We start from the raw sequence: 16,798 nt of genomic DNA on the forward strand, positions 1-16,798 counted from the left end.
CCGCGCCCGCCGTGAGGCGGCCCACGCTCCCCGCCCCGCCGGAGGCCGAGACCGGGTGCGCGAGCCCGACCTGGCCGATGTGGTGGGACAGACCCAGGCGCGTCACGCCTTGGAGGTCGCCGCCGCGGGTGGACACCACCTGCTGCTGGTCGGCCCGCCGGGCGCCGGCAAGACCATGCTCGCCGAGCGCCTGCCCTCCATCCTGCCGCCCCTGAGTCCCGACGACGCCGTCACCGTCACCTCCATCCATTCCCTGGCCGGAACCTTCAACGCCGACGCCGGCCTGCTCACCCGCCCGCCCCTGCGCGCGCCCCACCACACCGCCACGCGCGCCGCCGTCGTGGGCGGTGGCACGGGCACACCCCGCCCCGGCGACGTGTCGCTCGCCCACCGCGGCGTGCTGTTCCTGGACGAGGCCCCCGAATTCTCCGCCGGCGTGCTCGACTGCCTGCGCCAGCCGCTGGAGTCCGGAGTGGTGACCATCGACCGGGTGGGCGGGCGCGCCACCTACCCGGCGGCCTTCCAACTGGTGCTGGCAGCCAACCCCTGTCCCTGCGGGCGCGCCACCGGCCGCGGCCTGGAGTGCACCTGTACCTCTTTGCAGCGGCGCCGTTACTTCTCCCGCCTGTCCGGCCCCCTGCTGGACCGGGTCGACATCCAGGTGGAGGTCGCCGCCGTCACCGCCGATGACCTGGCCGCCGGAACCGCAGGCGAGCCCAGCGCCGTCGTCGCCGCCCGCGTCGCCGAGGCGCGCGCACGGGCCGCCCGGCGGCTGGCCGACACCCCCTGGCGACTGATGGGGGAGGTCCCCGGGGGCTGGCTGCGCTCGCCCGCCTCCGGCACCGACGCCTCTCTGCTCACCCCGCTCATGACCGCCCTGGACCGGGGCGACCTGACCCTGCGCGGCGTCGACCGGGTGCTGCGGCTGGCCTGGACCCTGGCCGACCTCGGCGCCCGCCCCGCGCCCACCCCCACCGATATCGGCGCCGCTCTGGCGCTGCGCACGAGAGGAGCCCGCCCATGAGAGCCGCGAACACATCCGCCGCCGGCTCCACCGCACACGTCGCCTGCGCGGACCCACCGCCCGCCTCCGATGTCGGCGTCGAGACCACTGTCGATGGTGACGCCGAGGCCCTGGCCCGGGCCACCTGGTCGCGGCTAGCCGAGCCCGCAGACGCCCATGCCTGCGCCCTGGTCGGCCGTCTCGGTGCCACCGCCGCCCTGGACTGGCTCACGCATGAGGCCCTCGACGCCGACGGGGAGCCCCGGCCCGCCCCACGTCCGCCGCTGCCGCCCCACGGAGACGCCGCCCGAGCGAGTGCGGACTGGGCCACGGCCGCCGCCCGTTGGGCCCCGCGCCTGCAAGGCCTGGACATCCGCCGCGAACTGGATGTGTTGGAACGCCTCGGCGGCAGCCTGCTCATCCCCACCGACCCGGGGTGGCCCACGGGGCTGAACGACTTGGAGCGCCCACCCCACTGCCTATGGGTGCGCGGCGATCCCGCCCTACTCGTCTCCCGCCGGGGCGCCGCCGACGTCGCCCTGCCGCGGGCCCGCGAGGATCTGGTGCCGGACGGCCCCGGCGCCGGATGCGCGCTGGCGCTGGTCGGGGCACGCGCCTCCACCGACTACGGCGAGCACGTCACCTTCGAAATGGCCAGTGGGCTGGCAGCGAAGGGTGTCGTCGTCATCTCCGGCGGCGCCTTCGGTATCGACGCCGCCGCCCACCGTGGCGCCCTGCGCACCGGCGTCACCGTGTCCGTGTCCGCCGGGGGAGTGGACCGCCTCTACCCGGCCGGCAACGCCGACGTGCTGGAGGAGGTTATCGCCACCGGTGCCCTGGTGGCCGAGGTGCCGCCCGGCTGCCAGCCCGGCCGCCACCGCTTCCTGACCCGCAACCGGCTGATCGCCGCCATGAGCAACGCCACCGTCGTCGTCGAGGCGGCATGGCGGTCCGGTGCCCTGTCCACCGCCCATCACGCCCTCGATCTGGGGCGGCCGGTGGGGGCCGTGCCCGGGCCGGTCACCTCCATGGCGTCGGTGGGCTGTCACCGGCTGCTGCGGCAGGGTGCCGTCTGCGTCACCGACGCCGACGAGGCCCTGGAACTGGTCGCACCCCTGGGAGCGACCGACCCCGATGCGGCCAAGGCCGCAGACCCGGCCAATGCGGGATCCGGGCTGCTCGACGGCCTGGATGGGCCCGCGGCCGTCGTCCTGGACGCGCTGCCCGCCCGCGCCGAAGCCAGCGTGGAGTCGATCGTGCGCGCCGCCGGGCTCACCGAACGCGAGACCGTCGCCGCCCTGGGGCTGCTGGAACTCGAGGGCCGGGTGGAACGCCGTGGCGCCGCCTGGCGCCGCGCCCGCGCGCACCGGTGAACTCGATGCCGGTTGGCACCGCTGCCGCCCCAGCACCGACGAGTCTCACCGGACCACCCCTCGTCAATGCCCAGTAGCCGCCTGCCGCCCCAGCACCGACAAGTCTCACCACCCTATGTCTCGGCGTGACGGCGCCTCGCGGACTTGTCTGACTGGAGGGTGCTCTGTATCTCGGCTCGAATGAACGGAGCACAGTCGGAAGGAGCCATCGTCGTAGGTCGAGGATGGAGGACGAGGATACCGCCGCATCAGCTTTATTGGCTCGGAGTATCATCGCGGCGTGATCCAGGTGGGGGCAATGTTTGGGGGAAGCGGTAGGAGTCATCTCGAGCTGTCGTACAGTGCGATGACCCTCGAGGCTGCTTTCGAGATTGCTGATGGCTGGAAGTATCCACCACCGTATGACTTCTATGACATGACGGCGGATCCAGAGGACTACGAGGAGTTCGTGACTCCCGAGAAGTGGCCCGACGTCCTCATGCAGGTCCGTTCAAGAGGCGAGCTGTTCGGATTCTTGTCCGCCGACATCGATGACGGTGAAGGCGTGTTGGAGATTGGACTGGGGATGCGTCCTGATCTCACTGGCGGCGGTCTCGGGGTGAGCTTCATGGCATGTAACTTGGCTTGGCTGGAAGAGAATCTACCCGGTCGGGAGATTCGCTTGAGCGTGGCCTGCTTCAATGAGCGTGCAATTGCGGTGTACCGTCGGAGCGGATTTCGTAGAGTGCGTTCCTTTAAACAGGTTACCAACGGGGGAGTCTTCGACTTCATTGAAATGAAGTATGAGGGGTGCCAAGCTGCGGTCCGGTAATCTTCTGCCGGTTGCACGTATCGGCCTGCGGGGACCAATCCGCCTCTTCATGTTTGGGGCGTGGTCGGTGGATAGGGCGGGTGTGGTGGGCGTGTATGGGTGGGTGTTGGGGCCGGTCGGGTGAGTGCCCCGGGGGCGGCGCACGCTCAATCACCTTGCCGCTCCGACCGGTCGGCGGGTTTTGCCTGGTATTTCAATGTTCTTGGTTTTGGGCCGAAGGAGGCCCATCGGCTCCCATGTGCACCGCGGGGGGCGCCGCACATGGGAGCCGACTGCACTGTTCACCGGTTGACGTGTTATCCGCGCAATTACGCCAAATCGCTAGAAACGCGCCGCGAATGAGCGTGCGGCGCGTGCTCGCGCCGGGCCCACCCGTGCGCGGGTTCGGCTTTTGGTGTTCGAGGGTGCGATGGCGGGGAGGGTATGGGGTGTGCGGATGGTGGGGTGCCGACGGTGGTGGAGGACTCGCGGCTGCGCACTGCACACTGACGGGCGGAGGCCGGGAATGTCCATATTCGGCATTAACGGTGTCGATGCGGATGCAGTCTGATGCGGCATCCGCATGATTTCAACGTTTTGTTCGCGGCCGCTGACACGGCCGGCACCGTTCGTGCCGAATCTGGACATTCCACTGCGGCCTACACCCCGGATCGGCCCACCACAACCGCCAAGCCGAAGGCGCCACTAATCCGCCTCTTCGTGTTTGTTTATGGGCGCGGGCCCGGGCTGCTGTGTGGTGGTCGTGTTCGGGGCCCTGTTCGACAAGAGCCGGCCCGCCAGGTGGTCGTGTTCGGGTGTGGGAGGTCGTGTTCGGGTTGACGAGGTCGTGTTCGGCGGGCGCCGGCCTGCCGAACACGACCTTTTCATCCCCAAACCCTCCACATTCGGGAGGGTTTCGGGCTGACGAGGACGTTCTCGCCGGACACAGGACGTCCTCGGGTTGACGAGGTCGTTTTGGCCGAGCCCGGGTCGTTGTCGGGCCGATGAGGACGTTCTCGGGGCGGCGGGGACGATGTCGGGCCGGTTGAGGGCGGCGTCGGGGGCGGCGTCACGCGAAGGCGTGAACGTTGACCCGAGCGCACGAGCCTTCGCGCCTGGCCCACCGTGATCCAGCGCGCACACTCCAGTCAACGCGCACCCCCACCAATCGCGCCACGCGCCGCAACACAGGCACGCGTGCGTCCACCACCTCCGGCGACCCGCCGCCCATCAGCCCGTCGCGTCCCCAAGCACGAAGACTTGGTAAACACCGAGGGGGGCTAAGTAGACCCCACCCGTCCGTGGCCTCCCCACCCGGTGATAGGCGCTGCGGCGCCCAGTGGTGGACGCAGCCGGCACCTACACCTTGTCTCAGCGCCCGATGTCGCGGCGTGATAGCGCCACACAGGCGACTGCGACCAGCAGGGCACTGAACCCCCATAGCAGCGCCAGGCCGCCCCAGTCGAAGCCATTGCTCAGAGGGTGCTCGCCGAAAGCCCAGTAATACGGCGACAGGTGCACGAGCCAGTCCAGATCGGCGGACATGCCGCCGATTGCGTTTAATGCGTAGCCGAGCGCGGCCACCGTGGCGCCGGCACCGAGTGACCAGGCGCTCCGGCCTGTCAGCGCGCCGGCCGCCAGCGCGGCAGTTCCGGAGAGCACGGCGAGACCCGCCCAGGAGGCCGTTGCAGCCAGCACGTTGGGGATGGACAGCGCCAGCTCGACGACTGGGTTGAGCACCAGTAACACAGCTACCGTGACGAGGGAGAGCCCGAGCACCCGTATGACCAATGCGGCGGCGGTCTCTGCCACGTACTGCACGCGGCCCACGGCGTGAGCGAGCGTGAGCTCCAGGCGTCCGCTCTCCTCCATGCCCGCAATGAACCGCGCACCCCAGGCGGTGGCGGCAATGGCTCCGAGCGCGAAGCCGAGCAGCCCGAAGAAGGTGGCTTGGGCATAGCCCGCACCCGTGGCGATCTGGTCGTACCCCAGGAGGGACACGAGCTCCGTGGGCAGGGTGTCGAGGATGTCTGCGAGTTCCGGCGTCTGCAGCGACGGGTAGACCGGCAGGTACAGTGCCAGCACCGCGGCGAGTGCGACGCTCCAGCCGAGCAGCGAGCGGGCGCCCTCGGCCAGGTGCCGGCGCAGGATCGGCACGGCGGCGCGGGATTCCGCACCGGAAATGGCGGCCCGCGTGTTGGAAGCGCTCATGCTGACTCCTCCTGCTCCTCCTGGGCGTACAGGTTGAGGATCGACTCCTCCAGATCGGGCTCTTCGATCGTGAGTTCCTGAACCGTGAATCGCGACAGGGCCTTGACGAGTTCGTCCGCCCGTCCGCGGAACGCCCCCTGAACGCGCAACTGGTTGCCCGGCGCCGGCTCGATCTGCAGATCACTCAATATCCCGGGCTCTGCCAGGCCGCCGCGAATCTCCCGCGCGGTGACCTCACTGAGCACCGCTCGCACTCGGGATACTGCCGCCGGGCGCAGGGAGGAGACCTCGCCCTCGGCCACAACGCTGCCGTGGGACAGCACGGCAGCGGCATCCGCGGCATGCTGAATCTCGCTGAGGATATGAGAGCTGAGCAGCACCGTCTGCCCGGCATCGCGTGCCTCCCGTACCAGGTTCAAGAATTCGCGCTGCATGAGCGGGTCCAGTCCGCTGGTGGGCTCGTCGAGGATCAACAGCTCGGGGGAGTGCATGAAAGCCTGGATAAGCCCAAGCTTCTGCCGGTTCCCCTTCGACAGTGACCGCACCGGGCGACTCAGGTCAAGATCGAGGCGTTCGGCCAGGCCCTCGATCCGACCTGGGGCGATCGGGCCGCTGAGCTCGGCCAGATGCTTCAGCAGCGCGGCGCCGCTGGTGCGTTCGCCCAGATTGAGCTCACCCGGCAGGTAGCCGATGCGACGGCGCAGCTGTGGGCGGTCCGTGGTGGGCGAGGCGCCGAGCACGGAGATGCCGCCGCTGCTGGGGCGCATGATGCCGAGCAGCATGCGCAGCACCGTGGTCTTGCCGGCCCCGTTGGGGCCGATCAGTCCGTACACGCAGCCGCGCTCGACCCGCAGATCGATGCCCCGCACCGCATGCACATCTCCGAAGCGCTTGTGAAGCGAATGAGTGGCGATAACTGCCGACATGAGTCCTCCCGAGCCGACGGCATGTGCCCATTGGGTACCCGGCGGGTGCGAAGTGCATCTCTGAGTACGCTACGGAGGCAATATCGGAGGGGCAATACCGGTCCGTGAGCCGGACACCGGGCCTGGTCACGTGTTCCCTGGCTTGTCGGGGCGAACATTGTCCGAATCCGGGACAAACATGCTTGGAGCACCGGCCCTCGATTCCAGAATCGTTGGAATTATGCGGCTTCAAGATCGGCGACCGGTCCGGCGGCGGGCGTTTGTCCCGGATGGCGACAATGCCGGTCGTGGCAGCGTTCAAGGGCCGAGCCGCGTCCCACCCACATCCTCAAACCAGAAGAGTCACTAGACTGATGGCGTGCGCGCGGATCCCAAGGCTGGTGAGGCCTCCACGGCGGCCCCGGCGGTGGGACGGCAGATGAGGCCGACGAACCCGAGCGGGTGCGGCACCCGGGCCGGGCTGCTGGACGCGTTCGCCCGCTACCTGGACCTGCAACGCGGCCTGTCGGCGCACACGGTGCGCGCCTACCTCGGCGATCTGGCGGAGCTGCTGACCTTCCTCGGTGTCGGCGAGGGAGACGACGAGCCGGTGGGGCCCGCCCTGGGCAGCCTGGACCTGCCGGACCTGCGCGCCTGGCTGGCCACCATGTCCGCCGACGGCGCCGCCCGCGCGACTCTGGCCCGCCGCGCCGCCGCCTGCCGCACCTTCTCCAACTGGGCCTACCGCAACGGACTGCTGGGGGCCGACGTCGCCGCCCGGCTGCGCTCGCCCCGCGCCGATGCTCGCCTGCCCTCCGTGCTCACCCCCGTCCAGGCCGCCGCCTTGCTGGACGCGGCGGCCGACGCCGTCGCCGCGGCCGGGACGACGGCGGATGACGGCACCGACGTCGAGCTGGCCAGGGCACTGGCGCTGCGCGACCGGGCGATTCTGGAGATCCTGTACGCCACCGGCGTGCGCGTGTCCGAACTGTGCGCCCTGAACCTGGGGGACGTGGACGCCGCGCGTCGCACCATGCGGGTGCTGGGCAAGGGGAACAAGGAACGCACGGTGCCCTACGGCGGCCCCGCCGCCGCGGCCCTGGAGGACTGGGCGGACGCACGCCCCGCCGTAGCCGCCGCCGACGCCGGGGCGGCCCTGTTCCTGGGCGCCCGCGGTCGCCGCATCGGGCCGCGGGCCGTACGCGAGATTGTTCACCGCACGGCCGCCCGCGCCGGCGTGCCCGACCTGGGCCCCCACGGCCTGCGCCACTCGGCCGCCACCCACGTGCTCAGCGGGGGAGCGGACCTGCGCAGCGTCCAGGAACTGCTCGGCCACTCGTCGCTGGCCACGACCCAGCGCTACACGCATGTATCCGCCGAGCGCCTGCGCGCCGTCTACGCCCAGGCCTTCCCACGGGCTTGACGACCGGGCCACCGAGTATGCGACACCGACCCCGCTCGGCCCGGCCGGCAAGTCGGCCTCCAATCAGCTCAACGGCTTGAGGCGGATCACCGCGGGCTGAAGCAGGCGCAGCGGGTTGACGTAGGTCTTCGGGCCGGTGCGGGCACCCCAGTGCAGGGCGTCGGCGCCGTCGGCGCGGTGGCCGGATTGCAGCGTGCCGATCACCTGGCCGCGCGCAACCGCCTCGCCGGCCTCGACGCACGGATCCACCGGCTCGTAGGTGGTGCGGATGCCGTCGGCATGGTCGATGGAGACCACCGGTCGGCCGGCCACCATCCCCGCGAAGGCGACCGTCCCGTCCGCGGCCGCCAGCACCTGCGAGCCCGCCGCCAGCGCCAGGTCCACGCCGCGGTGCCCGGAGCCCCAGACCACCGCAGGCGGATCGAAATCGGCCAGCACCGTCGTCGCCATGCCCGTCGGCCAGGCGTAGCGCACCCTCGTGGCCACCACCCCCGGCAGCGGCGTGGCGGGTTCCGCCGCCGTCCCGGCCGCGAATGCCTGCAGCGGGTTCGGCTCGCCGCCCCGCCAGGCCATCACCACCTGCCGCGGCACGGTCGCGGACCCCAAGGATGTTGCGTCCACTCCGGAGGCCGGCGTCGGCGACAGGGCGAGGGCGGCGCCGACGGTAAGCGCGGCCCAAGTCGCCGCCAGGCGCCGGGCCCGACGTCGCGCCCCTCCCGGGCGCGGTGGAGGGGGACCGCCGGATGAGACTTCGCCGGGGGAGCGGTCGGCCGGATCCTGGCGGGTGTGCCCGCCCGGGGCCGCGGGGGAGTGTCCATCCGTGGCGGTCGTGTTGACGGTAACGGCTGAAGCGGAGGTGCCGACGGCGGTGTCGGCGGCTGTGAAGTTGCTCATGGACACCAGCGTGCGCGGGTAGGTACCCGAGCGCACCTGCGGCATGGTCCGCCTGTGGATAACCGATCCGGTTGGATGTCGCCAATCGGACCTGTGGACGCCGGTACGCCAATCCGAAGGTGCCCGCCCCTCCGGCCGAGCGCACCCGCCCACGGACTCACCCCGCTGCGGCCTGCGGATTCATCCCGTGCCACGAGGCTTGCCCGGCGGCCCCGCCCGCATGATCCGCGCCGGCGCTGTGATAACCTCGCGCCCGCAGCCCCGCGCGGGTTCGGCGGCCTAAGTCGATCCGTTGCGTGGCTGACTTCGCGTGTCCGCGCCCGTTCCGCCGTCGGCGGGTCGGGAACGTCCTTTCGAGCGCCACGGCCGAGGTCCCGCATTGCGTAAGCACGGTGGGTGGCCCGGCGTCGCGGGCACCAGGCCCCATGCCCGGCCTCCGGGCAGCCGCGCCCCGCCCACGGGGCCTCCGGTCAAAGGGGAAAACCACCCATAACCGGGCGCCCCGTCCGCACCGCGGCGGGCCGCCCCTCGACTGCGCGCCCGCCGGGCGTGCCTGAAAGGACCCTCATGGCGATTGTCACCATGCGCCAGCTGCTCGAGAACGGTGTGCACTTCGGCCACCAGACCCGCCGTTGGAACCCCAAGATGAAGCGGTTCATCCTCACCGAGCGCAACGGCATCTACATCATCGACCTGCAGCAGTCGATCGACGGCATCAACACCGCCTACGACTTCGTCAAGGAGACGGTCGCCCGCGGCGGCAACATTCTGTTCGTCGGCACCAAGACCCAGGCCCAGGCCGCCGTGGCCGAGCAGGCCCAGCGCGTCGGCATGCCCTACGTCAACCAGCGCTGGCTGGGCGGCATGCTCACCAACTTCACCACCGTGCGCGGTCGCCTGGACCGCATGAAGGAACTCGAGCAGATCGACTTCGACGACGTGGCCGGTTCCGGCCACACCAAGAAGGAACTGCTCATGATGCGCCGCGAGAAGGACAAGCTGGTCAAGACCCTCGGCGGCATCCGCGACATGGCCAAGCCGCCGGCCGCCATCTGGGTGGTGGACACCAAGAAGGAGCACCTGGCCATCTCCGAGGCGCAGAAGCTGGGCATCCCCGTCGTCGCCGTGCTGGACACCAACTGCGACCCCGACGAGGTCACCTACGCCGTCCCCGGTAACGACGACGCCATCCGCTCCGTCGCGCTGCTGACCCGCATCATCGCCGACGCCGTCGCCGACGGGCTCGTGTCGCGCTCCGCCGGCCGCGCCCGCACCGGTGAGGAGGCGGAGGTCCCCGCCGCCGAGGCCGAGCCGCTGCCCGAGTGGGAGGCCCAGCTGCTGGCCGGCTCCGAGGACGCCGCCGCCCCGGCCGATGCGTCCGCCGAGGCCGCCGCTGAGCCGGCCGCCGAGGCCACTCAGAGTGAAGCCCCGGCGGCTCCCTCGGATAGCGAGCCTGCTCCCGCCGAGCAGGCCTGAGTCCAGTAGCCGCCCGTTCACTCCAATCTCAGCAATTTCAGGAGATATCCATGCCCAACTACACCACCGCTGACATCAAGGCGCTGCGCGAGAAGACCGGCGCCGGCATGCTCGACGTCAAGAAGGCGCTCGACGAGGCGAACGGTGACGCCGAGAAGGCCATCGAGATCATCCGCGTCAAGGGCCTGAAGGGCATCGCCAAGCGCGAGGGCCGCTCCGCCTCCGCCGGCCTGATCGCCGCCAAGGTGGTCGACACCGACGACGCTCAGGTGGGCGTCCTGGTGGAGATCAACTCCGAGACCGACTTCGTCGCCAAGAACGAGAAGTTCATCGAGTTCGCCGACAAGGTCCTCACTGCCGCCATCGACTCCGGTGCCGAGACCGCCGAGGCGCTGGCCGAGGTCGCCGTCGACGGCACCACCGTCAAGGAGCTCACCGACTCCATGCAGGCCGTCATCGGCGAGAAGATCGTCGTGCGCCGCGTCGGCCGCCTGGCCGCCGACCACGTCGAGCTGTACCTGCACCGCACCAACCCCGACCTGCCCGCGCAGGTGGGTGTGCTGGTCGGCACCGACGCCAAGGCCGCCGAGGTCGCCCACGATGTGGCCATGCACGTGGCCGCCTACTCCCCGCTGTACCTGGACCGCGACTCCGTCCCGGCCGAGACCGTGGAGAAGGAGCGCGCCATCGCCGAGGAGACGACCCGCGCCGAGGGCAAGCCCGAGAAGGCCATCCCGAAGATCGTCGAGGGCCGTATGAACGGCTTCTACAAGGAGAACTGCCTGGTGGACCAGGCCTACGCCAAGGACCCCAAGACCACGGTCGGCAAGGTCATCACGGCCACCGGCGGCAAGCTGATCGGCTTCGTCCGCTTCCGCGTCGGCGCCTGAGCTGACGCGATCAAGCACCGGGGTCCCCGTGAGCGCATGCTCGCGGGGACCCCGTGTTATATCTCGGGTGCTTCCGGGCGCTCAGGCCACCAGTATTTCGACGAGCCGGTTCCAACTGGTGCCGTGGGCAACGAGGTACTCATTCAGGCGGGCGTCGTCCTGCTCCAGTGCGGCCGCCGCCAGATGACGCGCGGAGACATCGGAGTCGACCGCCAGCGCGACCGCCCGCACCGAGGCCGCCTTGGCGCGGTCGTCGAAGCCGATCGGCCGGGGCAGTAGCCGCCCCAGGCCGCGGCGGGGAGCGTCGGCGGTCGCCTCCTGCACCAACTCCTCCCAGCTCAGTTGGTGGGGCGTGCCGACGAGCGCCTCCACCTCGGGGCTGGTGCGGAGCGCGGCGACGAACACATCCAGGGGCTCGGCGTTGCCTGCCCCCCGTTCCTTCGCCACCGCGCGGGCGTCCTTGAGCACCGTCTTGGCGCTCTCGTCCATTCCTGCCATGATCATTCCTCCGTTTCGGCGGGACTTTGAGTGGTTGTGTTGAGGTGTTTGGCGGCCGTCCGGCTGTCAATGCGTACCGCGTACCGCGAGGCGGACCAGCTTGCGAGGGCGATGTGCAGCAGTGCCCACGAGGCCAATGCGGTGGCCCCGACTTGAGCGGCGATTGCCACAAACCCGGGTGCCAATGCTGCCGTGCCCTGGCCGACGGCGAGGACCAGCGGCCCTCCGAGGGCGGCAAGCCCGCCGACGCCGCTGGTCAGGTGGTTCGAAATGCCTCGCGCTGCTAGGAGCGCGGCGGACACGGAACACGCCGCGGCGAACAGCGGCCAGGTGAATGCGCAACCGAGTGCGATAGCCACGGCACCGCCGGGCAGGCGAGCCTGGGCGCCGCCGAGGACGGTCAGCAGGCAGATCAGGCACGTTTGTAATGCGGGCAACAGACAGCTCCACGCACCCACGTACAGTGCGTTACAGCGGGTACTGCTCGCCGCAGAGAACAGGGGGTAGCGTGCTTCCGCTAGGGCGCCGTCCAGCGCGCATGAGGAAGCTGCAAATCCGCCTACGATCAGGAACGCGATTGGCCACCACTCCGGGAGCAGCCAACCGATCAGCCGGCCGACCCCATAGGCCGCCAGCGCCTCGAATACGAGGACCCTGCCGGAATGGCGGCGTCCCGCCTCCCACCACTGGCGGATTACTAAGGCGGCCGCCCCACGGACGACGGCGGGCATGTTCCCGCTGGACGCATGTGCCGGGCGCATAAGGGCCAATGCCGCCGAGGCGTCCCGACTCTCGGCCAGGTCGAGGATTGCGGCCAGCTGGTACGCGGGTGCCGCCCACAGCGGAGTCAGCCCGGGCGCCACCGCGATCACCACCGCGTAGATCAAGGCGGTGGCAGCGGCGAGCAGTATGGCCGATCGCCAGTGCCCGGTCAGCGTCATGAAGATGTCGCCCAGCAGGTTCAGTGCCCTCACCCCCTGTTCCGACACGCGGGCGAGCACACTGCATACCAATACTGTCGTCGGACTCCACCATGCCAGGGTCAGGAGCGGGCGCGTACGGGGAAATACCCATGCCACACAGCCGCAGGCCAAGCGCGCGCTGGTCATCCAGACTCCGAGACTGCTCAGGACTGTCCACAAACACAGGCGCGACTCCAGTTCCGCCCACTGCGTTGGGGCCACCCCGGTGAGCACGGCGGTCAGGTACAGGCTGCCGATTGCTGCGGCTGGAAGCCGAGCGACGATACCCGAGATTAGTAATACGCGAATTAGCGGTCCGGAATCGACGATGCCGATGTCGCCGGTGTTGAGAATGATGGGAACTCGGGCCGCCGAGCGGGTGCCCCAGACGGTGAGGGCGACGAGCAACAGCACGCCGAGCACATCTCGCAGCAGCCAGTCGGGGATGGCAGATGCGCGCCCGGATGGGGGCGCTATCAGGATCCAAAGCAACCGGCCGCTGACGACCACCACGGCGATACCAGCAAGACGCCCCGGCCAGCTCTTAAGCAGTCCGACCGCCTTGTGTCGAACGCCGCGCAGACGGGCCTCCAGCAGTACCAGTACCAGTCGCGAGACGTGCTGTCGGGCACGCTGGCGCGCGGCGGTGGGAACAACGTCGGCGGTCATGGACTCGTCCCGTCGAATTCGGCCAGCCGGGGTCGGGAATCGGAGCGGCGGCTGACGGCGGCGAAGGCGGCCTCGAAGGCAGTCTTGTCGGGGGAGGGCTCGCCGAGACGCACGAACTGGGTGGGCGTGCCGGAGAACACGAGCTCACCGTGGTCCAGGACCAACAGCTCGTCGGCTACCCGCTCGGCGATGTCCAGCCGATGCGTCGACACCAGCACGCAGCACCCCTGGTCGCGCAACTGCTCCACCAGCGACATGAGCATCTCCTGGCCCGCCGGATCGAGCCCATCGAAGGGCTCATCCAGGACGAGGACTCGCGCGCCCTGGCGCACCGCGCAGGCGAGCATCAGCCGCTTCTTCAACCCCTTCGAGAGTTTGCTGGCCAGCAGGTCCGCGTGCTCATCCAGTCCCAGCGCCTTCAGAAACTGTTCCTCCTGCGCCCGGCTGAACCGGCTGAGGCCGAACAACGCCTCCACCAGCCGCAGATGCTCGCGCACAGTCAATAGCGGGTATACCAGCGAAGAGTCGGGAACGTATCCGACAGTGCGGTCCGCGAGCGCGCCGTCCTCCGGCAGTACGATGCGAGCACTCCCGCGGCTGATGGACTCGTGTCCGACGAGGATCCGCATAAGCGTGGTCTTGCCCGCCCCATTGGGGCCGAGGAGGCAGGTGATGGCGCCGTAGCGGACATCCAGGGTGACCTCGTTCAGAACCGTGGGCCCGCCGAAGCGTTTGCTCAGCGCGCGTACCTCGATAGCGTTGGCGTCAGTGTCTTGGCACGTCGTCCTGTCGGTCAGGTGCCGACATTCCTCCGGGGATGACGCCTCGCTGAGTCTGAATCCGAACACGGCTGCTCACCCCGTCGATATACGCTTCGTCACTCCCTGACTCTATCGTTACCTCCGGCGCGGAACCACCCTGTGCAGGTAGGCTGTGCGCAGCGCCCGCATCGAAGCCGCTGAACCGTCCGCACCCAGCAGGAGGCACCACGCATGAGCGAGTCCCCGGACCGCGACGACCGCATCGCCCACGGCACCCATCCCCGGCGGGTGCTATTGAAGCTCTCCGGCGAGGTCTTCGGCGGTGGGGCGGTCGGCCTGGATGCCGACGTCGTCGCCGACGCCGCCCAGCAGATCGCCACCGCCATCAAGCAGGGCGTGCAGGTAGCCATCGTGGTCGGCGGCGGCAATTTCTTCCGCGGCGCAGAACTGTCCGCCCGGGGCATGGACCGCGCCCGGGCCGACTACATGGGCATGCTCGGCACGGTGATGAACGCGCTCGCCCTGCAGGACTTCATCGAGAAGGCCGGTGTACCCGCCCGGGTCCAATCCGCCATCACCATGACCCAGGTCGCCGAGCCCTACATTCCCCTGCGCGCCATCCGCCACATGGAGAAGGGCCGCGCCGTCATCTTCGGCGCCGGCGCCGGCATGCCCTACTTCTCCACCGACACCGTCGCCGCCCAGCGCGCCCTGGAGACTCACTGCGACGAGCTGCTGGTCGGCAAGAACGGGGTCGACGGCGTGTACACCGCGGACCCGCGCCGCGACCCCGAGGCCGTCAAGCTCGACCGCCTCACCTATGCGCGCGCCCTGGCAGACGGGCTGCAGGTCGCCGACGCCTCCGCCTTCGCCCTCAGCCGCGACAATGCCCTGACCATGCGCGTGTTCGGCATGGGGGAGCCCGGCAATATCACCCGCGCCCTGCTGGGGGAGGACATCGGCACCCTCGTCACCCGCGACTAGCCTCCGGCCGCGCCATCCGCGCGCCGCCCCTCCGCGCTCGGCCGCACGGGCGAACGCACCAAAGGCTGAAGCACAGCCGACCGACAGCCCATCAACACTGCTAACAACCGAAGGAACCAACCATGATCGACGACGTCATGCTCGATGCCGAGGACAAGATGGACAAGGCCCTCGACGCCGGCAAGCACGAACTCGCCGCCATCCGCACCGGCCGCGCCAACCCGTCCATGTTCAACGGAATCGTGGTCGACTACTACGGGGCGCCCACGCCCCTGCAGCAGCTCGCCTCCATCACCATTCCCGAGGCCCGTTCCGTGATCGTCAGCCCCTACGACCGCGGCGCCATGAAGGAGATCGTCACCGCGATCCGCGAGTCCGACCTGGGCGTGAACCCCACCGACGACGGCACCGTCATCCGCGTGACCCTGCCCGTGCTGACCGAGGAGCGCCGCCGCGACTACGTCAAGCTCGCCCGCTCCCGCGCGGAGGAGTCCCGCGTGCAGGTGCGCGGTGTGCGCGCCAAGGCCAAGAAGGAGCTGGAGGCCATCAAGCGCGACGGCGAGGCCGGCGAGGACGACGTCAAGCGCGCCGAGGGGGAGCTGGACGCCCTGACCAAGCGCTACGTCGAGCAGATCGACGCCGCCCTGGCCACCAAGGAGGCCGAGCTCCTCGAGGTCTGAGCCCCGCCTCGCACCCCGAACCGCACCAGTACGCCGCCCACCGTGAGCCTGTTGTCCACCCTGCTCGCCCCGCCGCCGACGCGCAACCGCGCCCCCCTGCCCGCCACCGGGCGGGCGGGACGCAACCTGCCCGCCGCCGTCGGGGTCGCCGTCGTCCTGATCGGGGCGATCCTGGCCTCGCTGGTCTTCAACAAGATCGTGTTCGTCGGCGTGGTGGTCGTGGCCGTGTGCGGGGCCCTGTGGGAACTGGCCGGTGCCTTCGCCCGCAAGGGCATCCGACTGCCGCTGGCCCCGCTGTGGATCGGCACCCTCGGGGTGGCGGTGTGCGCCTGGCGGGCGGGCGCGGAGGCCGCCCTGGGCGCCTACATCGCCACCGCCGGCGCCTGCGTGGTTTGGTGCTTCCTGGATCAGGCGGAGGCCGAGTCCGGCACCGCCCTGGAGGAGGCCGGCCATGATGTGCTGCGCACCGAGGCCCACGACGCCGTGCGCCGCTCCCGCTCCGTGAACGCCTCCGCCTCCGTGTTCGCGGCCACCTACCTGCCCTTCCTCGCCGGGTTCGCCGTGCTGCTGGTCGCCCAGACGCACGGGGTCGGCAAGGTCCTGACCCTGATCGCCCTGCCGGTCGCCAACGACACCGGCGGCTGGCTGGCCGGCATCAACTTCGGCAGGCATCCCATGGCGCCGAGCGTGTCGCCGAAGAAGTCCTGGGAGGGCTTCGCCGGCTCCCTGCTGGCCGCCGTCGGCGCCGGCGCGGTCTGCCTGTGGGCGTTGGACGGGCCGGTGTGGGCGGGCGCGCTGCTGGGCGCCACCGTGGTGGTCATTTCGACGCTGGGCGACCTGGGGGAGTCCCTGCTCAAGCGCGACCTCGGACTGAAGGACATGGGCACCCTCCTGCCCGGCCACGGCGGTCTCATGGACCGGCTCGACTCCATCCTGGTGGCCGCCCCGGTGGTCTACGTATTCAGCCTCCTGGTCGGGTGACCCGGCGATGCACCAGATGCTGCGCCGTCGCCCCGGGACTGTGACCGACGCCGTGGCAGTCGCGGCTTGGCACGAGTACGCTGCCGCTTCGGCCGCTCGTGTCCGCGAACGCGCTCGACTCTCACAATCGGAAGGATCATGGCCCCAGTGAGCAGCACCTCCGCCGTCATCCGCGCACGCGGCCCACGTGCCGGGGCCGCCCGTACGGCCACGCCGCGCCGCGACTCCGACCGCGTCCAGGTGCTGCCCACCGATCAGCCGCCCGAGGGCGCCACCAGCCCCGACGCCCGCCCCCGCC

The 16,798-nt window shown here is 70.3% G+C and carries 15 protein-coding genes; 9 read left to right on the forward strand and 6 right to left on the reverse strand.

All coding sequences use genetic code 11. The features are described 5' to 3' along the window. The 3 genes from BN1056_RS14740 to BN1056_RS08895 all read left to right on the forward strand — a co-directional run. The coding region (locus BN1056_RS14740) for a YifB family Mg chelatase-like AAA ATPase (RefSeq protein WP_244671607.1) at window positions 1-1,024 on the forward strand (1,024 nt) is incomplete at its 5' end. Then, window positions 1,021-2,376, forward strand: coding sequence for a DNA-processing protein DprA (locus BN1056_RS08890; protein WP_210580476.1), 1,356 nt, complete (start codon window positions 1,021-1,023; stop codon window positions 2,374-2,376). The genes BN1056_RS14740 and BN1056_RS08890, both read left to right, overlap by 4 nt. Before the next feature lie 280 nt (window positions 2,377-2,656). Further along, window positions 2,657-3,187 (forward strand): GNAT family N-acetyltransferase, encoded by a 531-nt coding sequence (locus BN1056_RS08895; protein WP_210580478.1) that lies wholly within the window; start codon window positions 2,657-2,659, stop codon window positions 3,185-3,187. A gap of 1,350 nt (window positions 3,188-4,537) precedes the next feature. On the opposite strand, the gene BN1056_RS08900 is transcribed toward BN1056_RS08895, so the two are convergent. Both BN1056_RS08900 and BN1056_RS08905 read right to left on the reverse strand, forming a co-directional pair. Next, window positions 4,538-5,377, reverse strand: coding sequence for an ABC-2 transporter permease (locus BN1056_RS08900; RefSeq protein WP_210580480.1), 840 nt, complete (start codon window positions 5,375-5,377; stop codon window positions 4,538-4,540). After that, entirely contained in the window at window positions 5,374-6,303 is a 930-nt protein-coding gene (locus tag BN1056_RS08905) for an ABC transporter ATP-binding protein (RefSeq protein ID WP_210580481.1), read from the reverse strand. Before BN1056_RS08905 ends, BN1056_RS08900 begins: the two co-directional genes overlap by 4 nt. A 418-nt stretch (window positions 6,304-6,721) precedes the next feature. Between BN1056_RS08905 and BN1056_RS08910 the strand changes: the two genes are divergently transcribed. Continuing rightward, complete coding sequence (locus BN1056_RS08910) at window positions 6,722-7,705, forward strand: tyrosine recombinase XerC (protein WP_210580524.1); 984 nt, start codon at window positions 6,722-6,724, stop codon at window positions 7,703-7,705. Window positions 7,706-7,768: 63 nt separating this feature from the next. Here BN1056_RS08910 and BN1056_RS14745 read toward each other — a convergent pair whose 3' ends face one another. Beyond that, complete coding sequence (locus BN1056_RS14745) at window positions 7,769-8,599, reverse strand: M23 family metallopeptidase (protein ID WP_244671608.1); 831 nt, start codon at window positions 8,597-8,599, stop codon at window positions 7,769-7,771. Between the two features lie 567 nt (window positions 8,600-9,166). Between BN1056_RS14745 and rpsB the strand changes: the two genes are divergently transcribed. Together rpsB and tsf are read left to right on the forward strand one after the other, a co-directional pair. After that, window positions 9,167-10,075 carry a 30S ribosomal protein S2 gene (gene rpsB / locus BN1056_RS08920; RefSeq protein ID WP_210580483.1) on the forward strand — a complete coding sequence of 303 codons (909 nt, stop codon included), beginning with the start codon at window positions 9,167-9,169 and terminating at the stop codon, window positions 10,073-10,075. Between the two features lie 50 nt (window positions 10,076-10,125). After that, a complete protein-coding gene (gene tsf / locus BN1056_RS08925) occupies window positions 10,126-10,965 on the forward strand; it encodes a translation elongation factor Ts (protein ID WP_210580485.1) in 840 nt (279 codons plus the stop codon). Window positions 10,966-11,046: 81 nt separating this feature from the next. Here tsf and BN1056_RS08930 read toward each other — a convergent pair whose 3' ends face one another. The 3 genes from BN1056_RS08930 to BN1056_RS08940 are packed head-to-tail and all read right to left on the reverse strand — an operon-like array spanning window position 11,047 to window position 13,942. Next, entirely contained in the window at window positions 11,047-11,463 is a 417-nt protein-coding gene (locus BN1056_RS08930) for a hypothetical protein (RefSeq protein WP_073332927.1), read from the reverse strand. A 2-nt stretch (window positions 11,464-11,465) separates the two neighbouring features. Then, on the reverse strand, window positions 11,466-13,094 hold the full coding sequence (locus BN1056_RS08935) for a hypothetical protein (protein ID WP_210580486.1): 1,629 nt from the start codon (window positions 13,092-13,094) through the stop codon (window positions 11,466-11,468). Continuing rightward, a complete protein-coding gene (locus BN1056_RS08940) occupies window positions 13,091-13,942 on the reverse strand; it encodes an ABC transporter ATP-binding protein (protein ID WP_108967774.1) in 852 nt (283 codons plus the stop codon). Before BN1056_RS08940 ends, BN1056_RS08935 begins: the two co-directional genes overlap by 4 nt. 144 nt (window positions 13,943-14,086) lie before the next feature. On the opposite strand from BN1056_RS08940, the gene pyrH reads away from it, so the two are divergent. From pyrH to BN1056_RS08955, 3 genes are all read left to right on the forward strand, one after another. Beyond that, window positions 14,087-14,839, forward strand: coding sequence for a UMP kinase (gene pyrH / locus BN1056_RS08945; protein WP_073332934.1), 753 nt, complete (start codon window positions 14,087-14,089; stop codon window positions 14,837-14,839). A gap of 122 nt (window positions 14,840-14,961) precedes the next feature. Further along, window positions 14,962-15,519 (forward strand): ribosome recycling factor, encoded by a 558-nt coding sequence (gene frr, locus BN1056_RS08950; RefSeq protein WP_210580488.1) that lies wholly within the window; start codon window positions 14,962-14,964, stop codon window positions 15,517-15,519. 51 nt (window positions 15,520-15,570) lie between these two features. Continuing rightward, entirely contained in the window at window positions 15,571-16,500 is a 930-nt protein-coding gene (locus BN1056_RS08955) for a phosphatidate cytidylyltransferase (protein ID WP_073332940.1), read from the forward strand. The last annotated feature ends 298 nt before the right edge of the window (window positions 16,501-16,798 follow it).

Source organism: Actinomyces succiniciruminis (assembly GCF_900002405.1).
In the GTDB taxonomy this organism is placed as follows: domain Bacteria; phylum Actinomycetota; class Actinomycetes; order Actinomycetales; family Actinomycetaceae; genus Actinomyces; species Actinomyces succiniciruminis.

Excerpts from the sequence above, each read along its gene's own strand:
- BN1056_RS08890 (WP_210580476.1), top strand. The coding sequence starts at position 1,021 with ATGAGAGCCGCGAACACATCCGCCGCCGGCTCCACCGCACACGTCGCC.
- BN1056_RS08900 (WP_210580480.1), bottom strand. The coding sequence starts at position 5,377 with ATGAGCGCTTCCAACACGCGGGCCGCCATTTCCGGTGCGGAATCCCGC.
- BN1056_RS08905 (WP_210580481.1), bottom strand. The coding sequence starts at position 6,303 with ATGTCGGCAGTTATCGCCACTCATTCGCTTCACAAGCGCTTCGGAGAT.
- BN1056_RS08910 (WP_210580524.1), top strand. The coding sequence starts at position 6,722 with ATGAGGCCGACGAACCCGAGCGGGTGCGGCACCCGGGCCGGGCTGCTG.
- BN1056_RS14745 (WP_244671608.1), bottom strand. The coding sequence starts at position 8,599 with ATGAGCAACTTCACAGCCGCCGACACCGCCGTCGGCACCTCCGCTTCA.
- rpsB (WP_210580483.1), top strand. The coding sequence starts at position 9,167 with ATGGCGATTGTCACCATGCGCCAGCTGCTCGAGAACGGTGTGCACTTC.
- tsf (WP_210580485.1), top strand. The coding sequence starts at position 10,126 with ATGCCCAACTACACCACCGCTGACATCAAGGCGCTGCGCGAGAAGACC.
- BN1056_RS08930 (WP_073332927.1), bottom strand. The coding sequence starts at position 11,463 with ATGGCAGGAATGGACGAGAGCGCCAAGACGGTGCTCAAGGACGCCCGC.
- BN1056_RS08935 (WP_210580486.1), bottom strand. The coding sequence starts at position 13,094 with ATGACCGCCGACGTTGTTCCCACCGCCGCGCGCCAGCGTGCCCGACAG.
- pyrH (WP_073332934.1), top strand. The coding sequence starts at position 14,087 with ATGAGCGAGTCCCCGGACCGCGACGACCGCATCGCCCACGGCACCCAT.
- frr (WP_210580488.1), top strand. The coding sequence starts at position 14,962 with ATGATCGACGACGTCATGCTCGATGCCGAGGACAAGATGGACAAGGCC.